The sequence below is a fragment of the Paenibacillus sp. J22P165 genome (genome assembly GCF_059692015.1).
In genome coordinates this window covers 1-16,632 of record NZ_JCAUAP010000004.1, presented here as the reverse complement: position 1 = coordinate 16,632, position 16,632 = coordinate 1, and the positions used below count along the sequence as shown (strand labels likewise).

General features: G+C 41.0%; 19 protein-coding genes. 1 reads left to right on the top strand and 18 read right to left on the bottom strand.

The window, feature by feature from the left end; genetic code table 11:
• Nucleotides 1–4: 4 nt before the first annotated feature.
• The 18 genes from AC58QM_RS10495 to AC58QM_RS10410 form a co-directional block, all read right to left on the bottom strand.
• Entirely contained in the window at nt 5–925 is a 921-nt protein-coding gene (locus AC58QM_RS10495; protein ID WP_497283676.1) for a carbohydrate ABC transporter permease, read from the bottom strand.
• Between the two features lie 29 nt (nt 926–954).
• Nucleotides 955–1,893, bottom strand: a complete 939-nt coding sequence (locus AC58QM_RS10490; RefSeq protein WP_497283674.1) for an ABC transporter permease — start codon at nt 1,891–1,893, stop codon at nt 955–957.
• Between the two features lie 75 nt (nt 1,894–1,968).
• Complete coding sequence (locus AC58QM_RS10485) at nt 1,969–3,447, bottom strand: ABC transporter substrate-binding protein (RefSeq protein WP_497283673.1); 1,479 nt, start codon at nt 3,445–3,447, stop codon at nt 1,969–1,971.
• 174 nt (nt 3,448–3,621) lie between these two features.
• Complete coding sequence (locus AC58QM_RS10480; protein WP_497283672.1) at nt 3,622–5,142, bottom strand: response regulator; 1,521 nt, start codon at nt 5,140–5,142, stop codon at nt 3,622–3,624.
• The gene (locus tag AC58QM_RS10475) at nt 5,135–6,958 is read right to left on the bottom strand and encodes a sensor histidine kinase (protein ID WP_497283670.1); all 1,824 of its coding nucleotides are present in this window, start codon (nt 6,956–6,958) and stop codon (nt 5,135–5,137) included. The genes AC58QM_RS10480 and AC58QM_RS10475 overlap by 8 nt, the downstream gene beginning before the upstream one ends.
• A gap of 162 nt (nt 6,959–7,120) precedes the next feature.
• Nucleotides 7,121–7,756, bottom strand: a complete 636-nt coding sequence (locus AC58QM_RS10470; protein ID WP_497283668.1) for a 2OG-Fe(II) oxygenase — start codon at nt 7,754–7,756, stop codon at nt 7,121–7,123.
• Between the two features lie 199 nt (nt 7,757–7,955).
• Nucleotides 7,956–8,522 carry a GNAT family N-acetyltransferase gene (locus AC58QM_RS10465; RefSeq protein ID WP_497283666.1) on the bottom strand — a complete coding sequence of 189 codons (567 nt, stop codon included), beginning with the start codon at nt 8,520–8,522 and terminating at the stop codon, nt 7,956–7,958.
• A 28-nt stretch (nt 8,523–8,550) separates the two neighbouring features.
• Nucleotides 8,551–9,120 carry a histidine phosphatase family protein gene (locus tag AC58QM_RS10460; RefSeq protein ID WP_497283664.1) on the bottom strand — a complete coding sequence of 190 codons (570 nt, stop codon included), beginning with the start codon at nt 9,118–9,120 and terminating at the stop codon, nt 8,551–8,553.
• A gap of 46 nt (nt 9,121–9,166) precedes the next feature.
• Complete coding sequence (locus AC58QM_RS10455) at nt 9,167–9,427, bottom strand: aminoglycoside adenylyltransferase domain-containing protein (protein ID WP_497283662.1); 261 nt, start codon at nt 9,425–9,427, stop codon at nt 9,167–9,169.
• A 20-nt stretch (nt 9,428–9,447) separates the two neighbouring features.
• Nucleotides 9,448–10,005, bottom strand: coding sequence for a nucleotidyltransferase domain-containing protein (locus AC58QM_RS10450; protein ID WP_497283661.1), 558 nt, complete (start codon nt 10,003–10,005; stop codon nt 9,448–9,450).
• 177 nt (nt 10,006–10,182) lie between these two features.
• Nucleotides 10,183–10,578, bottom strand: coding sequence for a VOC family protein (locus tag AC58QM_RS10445; protein WP_497283660.1), 396 nt, complete (start codon nt 10,576–10,578; stop codon nt 10,183–10,185).
• Nucleotides 10,579–10,637: 59 nt separating this feature from the next.
• Nucleotides 10,638–11,183 carry a GNAT family N-acetyltransferase gene (locus AC58QM_RS10440; RefSeq protein ID WP_497283658.1) on the bottom strand — a complete coding sequence of 182 codons (546 nt, stop codon included), beginning with the start codon at nt 11,181–11,183 and terminating at the stop codon, nt 10,638–10,640.
• A 170-nt stretch (nt 11,184–11,353) separates the two neighbouring features.
• Nucleotides 11,354–11,905 (bottom strand): putative immunity protein, encoded by a 552-nt coding sequence (locus AC58QM_RS10435; protein ID WP_497283656.1) that lies wholly within the window; start codon nt 11,903–11,905, stop codon nt 11,354–11,356.
• Nucleotides 11,906–12,348: 443 nt separating this feature from the next.
• Complete coding sequence (locus AC58QM_RS10430) at nt 12,349–12,570, bottom strand: hypothetical protein (RefSeq protein WP_497283654.1); 222 nt, start codon at nt 12,568–12,570, stop codon at nt 12,349–12,351.
• A 172-nt stretch (nt 12,571–12,742) separates the two neighbouring features.
• Nucleotides 12,743–13,045 carry a Dabb family protein gene (locus tag AC58QM_RS10425; RefSeq protein WP_497283652.1) on the bottom strand — a complete coding sequence of 101 codons (303 nt, stop codon included), beginning with the start codon at nt 13,043–13,045 and terminating at the stop codon, nt 12,743–12,745.
• Nucleotides 13,046–13,299: 254 nt separating this feature from the next.
• Nucleotides 13,300–13,581 (bottom strand): NUDIX domain-containing protein, encoded by a 282-nt coding sequence (locus AC58QM_RS10420; RefSeq protein WP_497283650.1) that lies wholly within the window; start codon nt 13,579–13,581, stop codon nt 13,300–13,302.
• A 247-nt stretch (nt 13,582–13,828) separates the two neighbouring features.
• Complete coding sequence (locus tag AC58QM_RS10415; RefSeq protein ID WP_497283648.1) at nt 13,829–13,996, bottom strand: N-acetyltransferase; 168 nt, start codon at nt 13,994–13,996, stop codon at nt 13,829–13,831.
• A 337-nt stretch (nt 13,997–14,333) separates the two neighbouring features.
• Complete coding sequence (locus AC58QM_RS10410) at nt 14,334–15,104, bottom strand: YheC/YheD family protein (RefSeq protein ID WP_497283646.1); 771 nt, start codon at nt 15,102–15,104, stop codon at nt 14,334–14,336.
• Between the two features lie 130 nt (nt 15,105–15,234).
• Here AC58QM_RS10410 and AC58QM_RS10405 point away from each other — a divergent pair, with 130 nt between their 5' ends.
• Nucleotides 15,235–16,233, top strand: a complete 999-nt coding sequence (locus AC58QM_RS10405; RefSeq protein WP_497283645.1) for a CapA family protein — start codon at nt 15,235–15,237, stop codon at nt 16,231–16,233.
• The last annotated feature ends 399 nt before the right edge of the window (nt 16,234–16,632 follow it).

The following is a 16,632-nucleotide window of genomic DNA, read 5'->3' as shown; positions in this document are numbered from 1 at the left end:
AGTACTACTCTTTTACAGCGCCGATCGTTAAGCCTTGAATGAAGTAACGTTGAAAGAACGGATAAGCGAAAATAATCGGTCCCGTCGCAAGCACAACCATCGCCATCCGCGACGTATCCTGCGGCAGCGATTGCAGCAAGCCTATGCCAACCGATGGGTTGCTCGTGTTCTGGAGCAGGAACTGCATACTGTTCTCAATCCGCATCAACATCGATTGCAGCGGCACCAAGTTCGGCGTGTCGATGTACAATAGCGCATTGAACCAATCATTCCAGTACCCCAAGGTACTGAATAAACCAATCGTCGCCAGCCCTGGAAGGGACAGCGGCAGCACGAGCTTGACGAAGATGCCGAATTCGCCGGCTCCGTCCATTTTGCCCGATTCAATAATGGCGTCCGGTACAGATGTAACAAAGAAAGTACGCATAATCATGATATAGAAGGCGTTGCCCGCTAATGGCAGAACCAAAGCCCACAGGGAGTCCTTGAGCCCGAGCAATTGCGTCATAACAATATAAGTCGGTACAAGTCCACCGTTAAAGAGCATCGTAAAAAAGGCGAAGAAGCCGAAGAAATTCCGAAATTTAAAACTTTTCCGCGAAATCGCATAGGCGAACGTTGCGGTCAGAATCAAGCTGACAAGTGTACCTACGACCGTCACAAGGATTGTGACCCCATAGGACATCAGCAATTGATCACCTGCTTTGAAGAGATAACGGTAAGCTTCTAGGCTCCATTTCTCCGGGATGATGCGATATCCGTTCGTATTCAGCGATTTCTCATCCGTGAACGAAATAATCGTCACAAACAGAAACGGGAATACACAAGCAAGGGTAAAAAGACCCGCAGCCAAATGTGCAAACACATTCAAAAGTGGCGGCAATTTATGAAAGTCTTGCTTTTTCATCGCTTTGACAGCATTCATAATCAGTTCCTCCTTTCCGCAATCCTAGGTTAAAAGAGTGCATTGTCTTTATCAAATTTTCTAACGACATAGTTTGAAGTCATTACGAGAATGAAACCGATCACCGACTGATACAAACCAGCCGCTGTACTCATCCCAATTTCTCCCGTAGATTTAAGGCCGCGGTATACATACGTATCGATAACATTGGTTACGGAGTATAACGTTCCGGAGTCTCTAGGCACTTGTAGGAACAAGCCAAAGTCTGCATAAAAAATGCGTCCGATCGCCAGCAGCGTCAGAATCGTCATTAACGGTTTTAACATCGGGAAGGTAATGTGGCGAATCTGCTGAAATTTACTCGCGCCGTCAATCATGGCTGCTTCATAGAGCGATTTATCAATCCCCATGATCGCCGCCAAATACACAACAGAGCTGTAGCCGACTGATTTCCAGAGGTAAACGAGAATAATGATCAGTGGCCAATACGTCTTATCGTTATACCAACGAATCGGATCCACGCCAAACCAGGGAAGTATATGATTAAGCATTCCTTTATCCACACTTAGGAAACTGAATACAAAATAGCCGACGATGACCCAAGATAAGAAATAGGGCATGAACATACCTGTTTGATAAAGCTTTGCAAGCTTTTTATTCGTAATTTCAGATAACACAATGGCGAGTCCAACGGACAGCACCAGACCTGCAATAATGAACACGATATTGTATAGCAAGGTATTACGCGTAATGATGTAAGCGTCGTTCGTACTAAAAAGGAACTTGAAGTTCTGTAAGCCAACCCACTTGCTCTCCACAATACTTGCCCAAAAACCATCACGGCTGTAACGGTACTGCTTGAAAGCAATGACCATGCCTGCCATCGGTAAATACGAGAAGAACAGGAACCAAAGTGTTGCCGGTAATGCCATGAGCAGCAGCACTCTGCTTTGTTTAACATCTTTGAAAAAAGTTCCTATTCTGTTCATACAATCACCCCTTCGCTGATAACAAGACAAAGATCAGGTGAATGCAGAACATTCACCTCATCCTTAAACTTGCTTCTATTTTTTGTTAGCTGTTTTCCAAGCGTCAATTTGACTTTGTGCTTCCGCCATAATTTTATCCAATCCAGCTGCTTTGAATTTTTCGTTTGCAAGCGGAATGTATTTATCTGGATCAACGGTACCCGTCATAAGAGTTGCCCAGAACTCTTCTTTCACGTTCTGTACAGCGGCGATTTCGTTGATGACTTTGGTTGGATCGAAGTTAAAGCCAAGTAGTGGAGCAGGTACGCCTGTATCGTTAAACTTCTTGAACTCTTCCCATTTGTTCTCAGGATCTTTTACATCTTTGTATGTCAAAAGTACATTACCAAGGGAGAACGTAGGCATATCATAGTTTTTGGATGCCGGTTGGTTTTCCATTTTGTCATTGCCGACTTTTTTGTAGTGCTCGCCTTCAATACCAGAATCAACCATGTTGCGAAGGACAGGATCTGTGTTGAGCAGGTTCAGGAATTCCATCGCTTTTTCTGGATATTTGGAGTTAGCTGAGATCGCTTGCATGGAGCCCATGACGGACCAGTTATAAATGAGAGCAGGGCTAGCTGGTTTGGATACAACAGGGTATCCATAGCTTGCTGACCAAAGGTTGTCCGCGAAAGGTTGATTAGTCGCTTTATCGGAGAACCATTTGCCAGTCACTTGTACATCATTCAAGGATGTCAGCGTGGATGCTTCTGTTGGAATGTAGCCGGCTTTGTAATATTTATTCATGGTTTTCAAAGCTTGTTTCATTTCTGGTGTATCGAGAATGTTAACGACTTTCAAATCTTTGTTGTCTACGCTAACCGCCATTGGCATTTTCTCAATGATGTAGTCGTATGGCACATAAGGCATGTAGTTTTTATCAACAGCCAATCCGTACGTGTTCGGCTCTTTGGCTTTAATGACTGAAAGAAGCGGCTCTAAGCTTTCCAGTGATTTCACGTTATCCACACTAAGGTTATATTTGTCAGCCAAAGTTTTGTTGAAACGCCATACGTCTTGTGCTGGCAGCTCTTTATTCGCTGGAACACCGTAGTTATGTCCATCTACTTTGGAGCCGTTTAGGAAAGCAGGGTCCAATGCTTTGACGATGCCTTGTCCATTTTTTTGCAACAGCTCGTCAATCGGCTTGAATGCGCCCTTACGCGCATTTTGCACATAATCAAATGCCCATGAAGACGTGAACATAATATCCATAGGTGTGCCGGAAGCGGTCATTACTTGCATTTTTTGAGCATAGTCGCCCCAATCCGTCATATTCATCTTCACGGTAACACCGATTTTCTCCGCGGTGTACTTGCTGACTTCAGCCATAACACGATCCACATCTTTCTGTGGCGTTCCGATTGTATACCAAATTAATTCAACAGGTTTATTCGCTGCCGCATTCCCTTTCGCATCGTCAGCCTCTTTGCTGCCACATGCGCTAAGCGTCAAGGAAACAGCTAACGTTAACCCTAGTGTAGTGACCAAGTTTTTTTTCATTTTTCTCATTTTTTGAGTCCTCCCTAGTGAATACTCGTTTTCTACGCCCGTAGGGGCTATATTTACAGTACTTCATGAAAGCAATTACAAATAGACGATAAACTAAATGAACCCTGTCTAAACTAAAGAAAAAAACGCTACCAAAGCATTTTCACATAAAAAAAGGACTGCTACTAAGTTTCCCTAGAGCAATCCACGATAATCCGTTGGCGAAATACCAACATATTTTTTGAATTGTTTATAAAAGTAACCCAATTCGGAGTAACCTACCTCACTCGCAATCTGATGAACCTTTGCATGCGTTGTCTTGAGCAGTTCTTTCGCCTTCTCAACCCGAAACCGGTTCATATACTCCGTGAATGTCTCATTAATTTCTTTCTGAAACAATTGTCCTAAGTAAACAGGGTGAATATGGTAGTGAGCGCCAAGCATTTTGAGTGAGAGCTCCTCCGCATAGGATTGTTGCACATATTTTAACACCTGCTGCACAATCGGACTTCGAACGTCCGAAACCAAAAAGCCAACGGTCTTCTCCGCAATCTCCAGGATGGCAGCTTCCAATTCTTCCAGTGCAACCGCCTCGCGAATCTGGTCAAAAGCAAGATGATACACCTCTAGTTCTTCGGTATGGCGGATGGCTTTGATTTCCAACTTGAAATGAATGACCATCTCAAAGGCGATATTCTGAAAATCGCGCGGCGTTACGCCAGGCAAAGCTTGAATTCGCTTGAAGTCGTTTTGGATGCAAGTACGCAGGTTTTCAATATCTTTGGCAATAATAAGCTTCGCGTAGGCCGGCCAATCAATGATCGAGAAATCCACCTTGGGATTGTCTTGATGCATAGCCAACTCTTGATAATCAATGACTGGCAGCTCAGGATAAATCCAGAAATACTCCTGTGCTTTTTTGGCGGCTTCATAGCTTTGTGCGACGCCATCTGGCAAGTGACCGATGCTCCCTATCGAGATGCGAACCGATTGGTCTTGCAGCGCGGTATGAAGCTGATGAAGCAGTGCCATCAGTTCTTTTTTGCCCTCTTCCATGTGATCCATGGATGCAAGCAGCAAGATATCTCCGTCCATATCACGGAAAACGGTCACCCATTCGTAGGCATCTAGCTGGCTAGCGATAAACTCCAGGCCCTTATCTGCATCCACAGGCATTCGCAGAACGGCTGCGACCATATAAGCGTTTGCTAAGTTGATACCTAAAAGTTCTGCACGCTCATAGAACTCCAGTGGCGCAATCTGTTGCGTCAACCAACGATGCAGCGTGTTGTCTTTCAAAATTTGCTTGCTGTACGCCTGAACCAGCTGCGTCTCGTTCATGGTATTCAGCTTCTCTACGATATTTTGCAGCGAAGCCTTGAGTTCTTGGATGTTAATGGGCTTGAGCAAGTAATTTTCGATGCCTAGCTGCATGCCCTCTTTCAAATAGGAAAACTCATCAAATCCACTGAGCACGATCACTTTCAGTTCCGGGTGAACCGATCTTGCGTGCCGAATCAAATCCAACCCATTCATAATCGGCATGGAGATGTCTGTTACCAAAATATCGACCGATGTTTCCTGCAAAGCGTCCAAAGCCTTCTGTCCATTGCTGGCATGCCCCACAATCTCCAATCCAACCTCTGCCCAATCAATAATGTCATACAACCCTTCGATAATGAAAGGTTCATCGTCCGCAAGAAAGACCCTAAACATGGTCCACCTCCCCTTCACAGTCTATCGGCATCCAAATATCAATGATCGTACCTTGGCCTGGTTCGCTATGTAATTTCACGCCGTATTCACTGCCGTACAGCAGTTTAAGCCGTTGATTAATGCTTCGCAACCCAAAAGACTCCCCTTCCAATTCCTCATCCTGCAGAAATAACGCTAATTCATTAAGCCGCTTAGGTGAAATCCCATTACCATTGTCTTCAATCTGCACATGCAGATACGTTTCTACCTGTTTCACCCGGATATGAAGCTCATTATCCGAGCTTTCGCTTCGCAAACCATGCACGATGTAATTCTCAATGATTGGTTGCAGCGACATTTTCATCACACGCACAGACCCGAGCCGTCGATCCCAATCCATGGTATACGTAAATTTATCTTTATATCGAATTTGGAAAAGTTCCAGATACAGTCGACAGGCTTCCAACTCATGTTTGAGCGTATAGATTTTCTTCTGTTGGACAAAACTTCGGAACAGCGCTGATAAGCTGTAAATCATTTCACCAACGTCATGTGCGCCTTGCGAAATTGCCCGCATCCGAATCACTTCCAGCGTATTATAAAGGAAATGCGGATTCACCCTAGCTTGCAGTGCCGTCAGTTCCGTCTGTTTTTGCTTAATGTTTGCCTTATACACCCGATCAATATAGAGGTTCAATTCCTCAATCATCTCATTAAAGCTCCGCGATATTTGCCCGATCTCATCCTCTCGCACATCAGGTATCCGCACACTTAGATCGCCTTGCTTCACCTTTCGGGTGAATCGGATGATTTGATTCGTCCGCTTGGCGACACTCATCACAACTAGGAACGGTATCAGGATGGCGAAAAAAATACAAATCGCACTGATGAGGAAAATCATACTGCCAATTTTCTTTGAGGAAGCCTCCAGCTCTTGGCGGGGGATGATGCTGACTGTGCTAAAATTCCCCTTGCTTTGTGTAAGCTTCGTCACATAGTCACCTTGGCTGGAACCACTATTTTCATACATCGCATTGATTTGATCCATATGTGGATAGATCTGCCCCACGTATTGATTCGAAGAATCGAAGAGCACACCGCCGTCCGGGGCCAAGACAAGAATCATCCCTTTCAGCTCGTCCTTATCATTCTTCAAAATTTTCCATATCCCATCCGTACTAAAATAAACGACCTGCTGGCCAATTGTCTTCAGCGTTAACTTGTCCGAGATTGGCGTTCGAATCGCATACAGGTTTTGATCCCACTGTCCGATTGCGTCACGCACCCAAATATTTGGCAGTTCCACACTCTTACTTTCGAGAGCCATCACATCCGGGATATAAGAGCGTGCGCGATTGGTGGGAACGAGCTTCATCTGCCCATTTCGCCCCAGCGCATATAACGTCTGCTGATCCTCACTGTATAACAGCAAATTGCTAATATCTTTATTGTCTTCCACTTGATTTTTAAAATATTGCAGCCCATCATTCCACATGCTTTTGCCGCCTAAATTGTACTGCTCCAAACTGTGTTGCACATATTCTTGAAAAGGATGTTGCAGCATAAATGATACACCAGAGGCTAGCGAACTATCCCGATAAAGGCCAAATAGGATCGACTGGGCTGAATCATAATTTCCACCCAAATAATTATTAACACTCGTCAGCGCTTTCTTATGGATATCCAACTCTCTATTAATTGCTGCTTGGGACATCGAATAATACATAAAATAAGAGAACGAAATAATCGTTACAACCGTAATCATAGAAAAGAGGAGCAGCAGCCTCATAAACAAATTATTTTGCAAATAATTCCGATAGATCTTGCGCAACACCATCTAGTTATCATCTCCTGCTGTTAATCGGGTTCATTATAGCATAATAATCTCGAGCAAATAAATTCTGTCCTACTCGCACAAATCCCTAAAACGCAACAAAGGACTGCAACGTTGCAGTCCTTGTGATCGTTACGTATTGTTTTCACGGAAGAATCTCGTTCTTTACATATTGCGGTGTCCTTGTCTTCTCATCCACTGGGTTGCTACCCATTTCTCCCCGATTGTAACGGGATTTCCTGCATGTAAGGTTAGCTCATTTAAGTGATCATCGTTATATAAATATTCAAAATAGACGGCCCTTCCTTTTTTCGGTGTTACGGAAAAACGAAGCGATGGGAAATACGTTTCGCCACCTTCTTCCACGTCATTTAAATACATCAGCAATGTGCTGATGCGATTATTGACAACATTCTCGGATGTGAAATAGTCAAAATGAGGCCGATACTGTTCACCAGCTTTATAATGTAAAATCTGCAGTGGTTCTGCATGTGCAATCGGGATATTCATCAGTTCAGAAACTCTGCTCTCAATTTTTTGAATCAATTCATTTTCGCTTTCCTCAAAAAACATGTTGCTGCTTGTTCGAATATCGCTTACTACATGAGATTTGCCAATTTTAGCTCGCTGCATTCGGTTATTAGCTAAATCAATCAACGAGTCACATTCTGTATAGCTTAATACATTGTCCAAAATTAAAATTAGCGGTTCATCCAATTTCCCGACAATTTGAATCTCTCTATCCTTCGTAGTAATTGTGTTTCCAGATGAATTGAAAATCGTCTGCTCTATAATGGTCATCGTTGCATCCTCCATTATTGACTACTAGGGAAGTAATCTACATGATGTCAGTCGATTTGAACAACAGCTGTGTTCTAAAGTCACCTCCACCTGCTACGCAAACTCTCTTTAGTTGAAAAAACGGCAGACCTTATCTCGGCCTGCCGTTTCTTCATATTTATTCAGCTATCCTTATTCCTATAACTTGTTTCATTCCACATTATACCACACTTATGATAGTAGTGAGTTTTTCAAACTCATCCTTTGTAAGTCCATACACGTACTCGTCGTAATGCTTGCCCTTCGTAAAAATCATTTCTCTGAGGATCCCTTCTTGTCTAAATCCAAGATGCTCCTGCAAAGCCCGTGACCCCTCATTAAAGCCATAAACATAGGCATTTACTTTGCGATACCGTAATTCTTCAAAGTAATATCGAAGCAATATCTTTATAGCCTCAGATGCATAGGCTTTGCGCCAATGTTTACGAAAGATAGCTATACCATATTTAAAGGTGCCATTCCGTCTATCACAACTGCTTGCCGTAATACTGCCAACCATAGTTCCATCCATTGTCTCAATCGCAAGAAATACATTATCACCTTCGGATACCATAGCGGAAGTCCGTTCCGCCCATGCCTTGGTTCCTTCTTCAGACCTCGGAAAGTAGATGGCATCACATAGTCGTGCGCACTCCGAATCCTGATCATTATCATGAAATTCTTTCCAATCCGAGGGTGTCACCGCGCGTAATCTGACTTTTGAACCTGACCAACTATTAGCGATCATTTTATCCCCCTTCATAAGTTTTTGCAGCTTAATCCAAATCCACATTCCAAAGTCTTACAACTTCTATTAATTCTAAATTCTCAAAACTTAATTGATAAATATCTGGTTTCTTTAATTGATCTAAAAAATCCAAGCCATAACTTGAATCAAAATAATTCATCATCAAAGTCATTACAAGTCCATGAGTGCCAATAGCTATTTTTTTCCCTGCGTGTTCTTTTAATATGTTTTTGATCACAGATATCGATCTCTTCTGGCAATCAGAATTAGACTCCCCACCCGGTAAAGCATAATCAAAATCATAAAATTTCTCTCTAATAACTGACATTAAATCAGCAATAATTTCTCCAGCAAAATGCCTTTCCTTGAGATCTTCATATGTTTTGATATCGATTCCTAAGTTTTGTGCCAATCCCTCAACACTTAGGATCGCTCGGTTATACGGGCTAGATATAACAACATCTATGCCTTCTTCTTTAAGAATTTCGGTAACTTTGTCAACATCGCCCTTGCCCTTAGTGGTAAGCCCTCTTGTTCTTTCGGTTCCTTCATTGTATGGCGATTCTGCATGCCTAACCATATAGATGATAGTCTTCATCTGATCCTCCTTGAAATATTTCTCATTAACCTTTACTAAAGTATAATTAACTAGAGTAAAAATCATTGAATTGCATGCGGGCATAGTTCCTGAAGGAGAGCAGGGTAGTTTTGTCCCAGTTCTTCCCTCCTGTTCTTCTTTGCTCCTCGTTTACTCCATCCGAAGAACGATAAACATCAAGTGCTCGTTGAATCAATTGATGGTACTCCTGTGGTAAATGTTTAATTCCCCATTCACCCCCTTCATCTTTACTGTAGACTTTCTGTTCGTCTTCTCTATGTAGTTGAAATACACGACAGATGTTCAAAACACTATAAAATGGCGTATCTAGAATATGCTCATCATGAAGTATCCATTTAAATCATCCATAATTGAGTCTATTACATACTCCCAATTTACTTTGCCAAATATATCTGATATGGGTTTACCGTATAAACAAATGCCACGCTGCGTTACATAGGTTACATGTGAGGGTAGGTCAATGTCTGTTCTCACTTTACTATAATCGATTTCATCATTGAGTATCTTCTCATGCCATCCCGAGCTGTAATGAACTTCGAAAGGCGTTGGATCGGAGACTCGCCTTGCTGCCTCGGACGTAATAACACTAAGTTCAACATTACCAGTTGTAGGTCTGTTGACCGTCACGTTGGCGATGGAGACTCCAACTGTTTTAGCCAAATCGGTTGCTAATTTACCGTTAACTACCACAATCAGATCAATATCACTTTTTGGCCGATAGTAACAGCCCATAGCCAATGAACCGTGGAGATAGATACCTATTAACTGATTTCCCAGAATAGTTTTCAACTGGTTTACCAGTTTTTCAATGAATTGCTTTATATCCTCATCACAGTAAGGCCAGATTTGCGGTCTAGCAACCATTGACATCACTCCTTCTCTCATCGTAACATCCCATTGTTATCTTATTCTATTCATTAATTATTCGTCGAATTGGTTAAACAAACCTACACTTTATTTCAATGAAATAGGGACCGTCCAGACTGTGCGACAGCCGGCGATCCCTGTTTAAGTAACGTCCCGAGTTTTCTCCAACATTCTTCAAAAATTCAACTCGCTATCTCTATTTTCCCATACATCAAATAGGTTTCCGTCTAAATCCTCAAAGACAAAAAACTTTCCATATATACCTTCATCACTGATATTTCTAACAGTGACTCCTTCGGATGATAATTTCTTATGTAAAGATGCAATGTCATCAGTAAAAAAAGTTATAACCCATCTAGTTCGCCCGTTTACTTCAAAAACCGCTCTTGTTTCATTATCGGATTCAATTAAAACAAGTATAGGTCGGTTTTCCTTGAATAAACTTAAATCTGTACCTCTATCATTTCTGATATTAAAACCAAAATGTTTTACAAACCATTCCCCTGATTTTTTTACATTCGATACAGGCACTACATTATATGCAATCCCCATAATTCTTCCACTCTCCATTTTAATCACTCCTTTTAATAGATTTACTTTTAAAAGACTTCGCTATACTCTTTTCTTTATCATTTATCTTGTAAATAATCTTCTTTGACCATACCGTAGAACACTAAGTCCTCATAGCGTCCCCACTTTAAAACATGTTGAGGAAAAGTACCTTCTTGTTTCATTCCAATTTTACTCATTACCTTATAAGAACCTGGGTTTTTCGTCATTGCAGCAGCGAAAATACGGTTTAATTCCAAATCTTCGAATCCAAATTTAACTATCCTTTGGGCGGCCTCTGTTGCGAATCCTTGTCCCCAAAATGGCTGTCCTATCCAGTAAGCAAGTTCAGCTCGTTTATGTTTTTTAGAAACCCCCAAGCTCATACATCCAATCAAGGATTCATTTTCCTTTTTTACCATAGCGAAAGTATAAATATCCCCTTTTTCAGAAGATTGTCGGGTGGTTTCTATCCAAACTTCAGCTGCCCCATCTGGATAGGGATGAGGAATCGAGAGTGTTGTGCCAGCTACTTCTACATTCCCAGCCAATACTTGAACCATTTTTGCATCAGATGGCTCGAAAAGCCGAAGGTTTAAGCGATTTGTTTCAAAATTAAGTATCATCTCTTCTCCTCCAATTATAGCTGTAACTATTGGATTACTCGTCACACGGTGTTATCCAGATCAAGTATCATCGGTAATGCTGGTAGTCGTATTTAACGAAATAAACTGATTAACACTGTTGTCGCACCAAATCCACTTTTCGTGGCTTGCCTTATTCGATTTATGTTCGCTCAACGCTGTTGGCATTTTTTCCATACAATTTTTGCGGGATTTGCTTCGTTCACAATAGCAATCGCTTGCAAGTCCGCCGTATAGTCCGCGCAGACTTCATCCGTGATATTGTCGTAAACGTGTTTCTCCGCGTTCAATCCAACACGGTCAAAGGCAATTGCCGCCGCTGCGTAAAAAAACATTTCTAACGTGTGGTTTAGGATAATGATGGATGACGTTGCCTGACCGATGGCGCGTGCAGCAGCTTGAGCGGCCGGGTCGCTTTTCAATTCTCGGGCAGCGACATCACAATCCTTCATGAGTACATCCTTTACCGCGAATAAATCTGTGCTACCGTTGAGGCAGTTGCGAGCCATTTGCAGAGCGTTTCGCGGGCGGTTTTCGTAAGGGTATCGTTTTTCAAATATTTCCAGAATCTTGTGTTCAGCGAAATCTAAACACCATTTGCGCAGAGTCGCTTCACTTTGGGTTTCCATCAGATCCTGTAGCTCGCAAATCAGCGTTGATGCTTTGCCAGAATAGCCAAGGGTTTTTCGTTTAATTTTCGGCATAGTATCATCCTTTCCATGAATACTTGCATCATATAAAACATATGTTCTTTATTCAATGGGACTCTGAGCTAGCCAATTTTTGAGTTCCACGTTCGTAAGATTGCATGAGTCAAATATGGCGGTACTTAAATCACTGTTGTTAAAGATTATTGGTTCGACATTCACCCAATTGTCAGTACCAGGCTCTTCAGATAAATGACTTTTTCCGCTTTAGGACGAACAATATTCTCAAATATAGATCCTCCCATTTGAATCATATTAATGGTTACATTCGAGAAATAAATATGTTCCATCTTAGAATTGCAATTTCAACCCATTATTTGAATACAATATTTTCTTTTCTGTTAATGGCACTACAAACATCCTCTCACTATTTTTTTTAATTTTATACCAGAACGTAGAAAGACCCACAAACGGTGGTTTGCAGGGTCACTCCTCTTTCATCAACTATTTCTCTTCGATTGGGCATAATTAGCTGTTTCGTATAAAGCTAATTTTTCACCAATTCGATTTTGGATTTCCTCCATACGACTTAGTAAAGAGTCAAATGATTGCGGAATTACGATTGGGTATTCTGAATACTTCGCTTCATGCCTTGTTCCAATTGCTGAGAATCCTCTTTTGACCACTCTACACGTATTATCTTTAACGCCTAGTCCGCTCATTTCGTTTCTCCTTTCGGTTTCTGAATCGTATAAAAAGGCATTTAATAACGTTTCGATTTATATCCATATTTTCCCTTCTAAATCGCATTTGATTTCAAAAAAAGTATTTGATTAAACTGCCCTGTAGCGCAACGAGGCTGCCGATCTACACCGGCAGCCTCGTATTGGTTGCTTAAACCAATGGGTAATCAACTACAATAACATTTTCCAGTATACCTTCCAGCGATTTAACAAATTCCTGATGAACGGGATGCGGACCATATGAACGCAACGAAGCAAGATCTTCAAACGTTACCCGTAATCCGAGAGTATAGCCCTTCATATTTTCCGTTTCTTCAGTTACATTGATGCCTGCACTTATATCACATATCCCGGGGATACGATCCCGAAACGTTAACAATTGATCCAGCAATTCCTGTTGCTTGATTGGCGTGACATTAGTATTGAACTTGAATACAACGAGATGTTCATACATCACTAAATTGCTCCTTTTTTAAGCTTAATGTTGTGGTGCTATAGTTATCGTTAGATTAATGACTTACTCTGTTGAATTTCCTGTTCTTCAACGTAATTTCGGTACTTATCGCCGTTGTAATAATTAATAATGTCCTCATTAATTTCTGGATATAGTTGAATAGAACATAATTTTGAAATAGGAATCCACTTTACACCAATTTGCTGGGGATCAGGATTATCTGGTATTTTGGGGCATGAACCTGTTTCGAGTTTTCATTCAAATGTAACTCCTACAGAGTGAGTGTCACCGTAGATGTAATTACTTTTCGTGGGTTGATATTCGTACACAAATGCAACTGGACCGACTTCTACTTCGACACATGCTTCTTCTTTTGCTTCCCGTACTACAGCTTCAGTCAGTGTTTCACCTGGCTCAAGTCCTCCTGCTGGAAGGTTGTAATGTACGTCATCATCATTATCGTTTTTGAACTCAACAAGTAAAATAGAACCTCTTTCAATAATTAATGCACAAGCACGAAGTCTTATCTTTTCCATCTCATATCACATCCCATGGTAAATATTATTCGCATGGAATATTGTACCATTAAATTAATATTGTACCTATTACTTCTTCAATATGAGGAATAGTATTGAAGATAACTGCACTTTAGCTTAAATGAAAAAGGAGCAGTTGCCGCGTCGGCAAACTGATCCTGGGTCTCTAAACTAACATTCACCGTTAGGGACTTTTCTGACAAAAGTAATGTTGCCTCTCGATAAATGTACGTATTCACCAATCATTTCAAGACTCTGTCCATTCATACTTAATATCATCAAGCTGCTCTTCATTTTCATTTCCTCTGCTAACAATTCTAAAACCGTTTCTCTCATAAAATCTCTGTGCTTTCTTGTTGACATCAAAAGTGAATAAAAACAGATTACCTTCAGATTGCTGTTTGGCGAGGTTCAAGAGCCTGTTCCCTATTCCTCTTCCTTGATATAGCGTATGAACGTATAATTGATTGACCCCGTTTGTAATGCATATGAAGGGTCATATTCAATAATTGTAAATTCCATTCGAATCATCTCCTTTTGTATTATTTATTCATATGCGGTTATATGGAAACATTAACATTAGCCACATGGTCGAATGTACGTGACCAAAGTTGCTTAATCTGACCAATAGCTGAGAAGGCTGCCGAAGATTATTCTCGGCAGCCTTCTCTTGTTATGTTATTGAACAAACGTTCTCCGTTAGTTGAAGAACGGCTCACTCCCGTAATAGACAGCCCTTTTGTATTAGTTATTCAAGGAATTTTGACTGAGATGTTCTTGTTGTAAAGCTTCCTCATACATTTCCAACAAATTTTCTCGGGTCTTGTGTTCACCTCAATAACCCAGGGTTTTAAGTTTTGATCCATGCCAATATCAATCCCAAAAAGCTGAATTCCAGGATATTTTTTTTCGAGCTGCTTGCATATACGACTTCCCAATTTATTTAACTTCATGATGACTTTTTTTTGAGTAGTTGGATTGGTATGCGAGGCTAACAGGTCCTCGACGGATAATGCGGTACCTCCACTGCGGATATTCGTCACAATTTTTTTGTGATGTGCAACGCGACCAACAAAGCCTTCATTTCGCCAAGTATGATCCTTTTGTTTTGTAATCATTAAGCGAAGGTCAAACGGGCGTTTGTTCCATCGGAGCAGGTCTATGCCTTGTTGGATGAGATAATCGGCGTTCACTCTATTGCCCAAAAAAAAGGCATATACTTCTTCTTTTGCTTGAAACTTATGTTGCTGGGTTCCTGAATGGATAAGAAAATACGGTTTTTTTTCATGCACAATCCTTCGAACCTGCATGACCCCCACTCCAAAAGCTCCTTGATTAGGTTTCAAATAAACAGTCTTATAACGAGAAAGCATAGCAATGAAAGATTGTTTATTTAGTTTCATCGTTGCGGGAAGGTGTCTGTTAACATGGCTGTTCTTCATTAATTCACGATGTTGATCCCACTTGATACCTTTTGCAGGTTTTTTCGGCTTGATAGGAACAGCAGCATTACTTTGTCTCATCGATTAGTCTCCTCACACTAATATTTCCATATCATATTCAGCTAGCTGTAACAGGCTATAGGACACCGCCTATTCTGCAAACAATAATTCCTTTCATTGAATAAATTAGTCAGGGAAGGAGTGAGTGCATGTGATCAAAATAACGATTGCCGCTGTCGGAGATTTATTGATGAAAAGTGAAATCATTGCCTCAGCTAAAAGATCAAGCGGCTATACGTTCAGTCCTATTTTTGAAAAAGTTAAACCTTATCTAAAAAAACACGATTTATCGATCGGGAATCTGGAAACGACGTTCTCCGGTAAAAGGAAATTAGGCGTTATCGGAAGCCGTCCAAAATGTAACTGTCCGAGAGAGCGAAGGAATCCGAAAACTGGTTTTCCATTATTCAACTGCCCTGACGCGTTGGCGTCAACTTTGAGAAACGTCGGGCTTCATGTATTAACTACTGCAAACAACCATTGTATGGACGGAGGAGTAACCGGTTTAAAACGAACACTGAATGTCCTCGATAAACAAGGACTCAAGCATACGGGAACCTTCCGTTCCATCCAAGAATCTAAGCGTCATCTGATTATGCGTGTAAAGGGAGTGAATATTGGGATTTTATCGTATACGAAAGGCACTAATTCCATGCAAGTACCTAATCGGTGGTTGGTTAACCACATCGACCAAGAGAAGATGATAGCGGATATCCGTGAAATGAAAAATAAAACAGATTTCATCGTTGTTTATCTTCATTTCGGGAGAGAATATCAACCATTTCCGAGCAAAAATCAAAAACAACTGATGCATTTACTTTTTAAACAAGGCGTGAATGTGGTTTTAGGTGCACATCCTCATCTGCTATACCCGGTAACTCAGGCAAAGGTGAAAGACATCTATGGTCAAGTACGAAATCGAGTGGCAGCTCCTTCTTTAGGTAACTTTGTATCAACGAGGCTAATAAGAAATAATAATACGATCCGGGGAATGATTTTGTCATTGACTCTATCTAAAAATGAACGAGGGATAACAGATATCTTAAAAATTGATCGTATTCCTACGATTGTGGAGAGGAGAAAGACTAATAAGAAAACTTTTATAGTTATCCGAAGAAAGGAACATAAACATGTCGCTCAACGGAATTAAGAGTATAAACATTCCTTTTATCCTGAGCATATAATTACTGGATTCTGGAGGTATTAGAAGAACTATGAGGACTAAGCGGTCCAATACTCGATCAATCATTGAGGTATCGTGCATTAAGACTGTACCGGTTGAAAGAAACCCTTCAAAATCTATCTTATTGAGCCCCTTAAACGAAGTTATCTACTGTTTTCCTAAATCCATCGAACTTTTGCTATCACTTTGAGTTGTTATATTGGATTATTTATAAATTAAAATCTCCATAAAATAGTAATAACTTACTTAGCAAATCTGCCCGTCCCTCGGTTTTAACGGTTTATCTAACGTATTCTCACTCATTCGCAGGATTTCATTACCTTGAAAATGACGACTACTTAGAAAACGAAGTCCTTTGGATAAAAT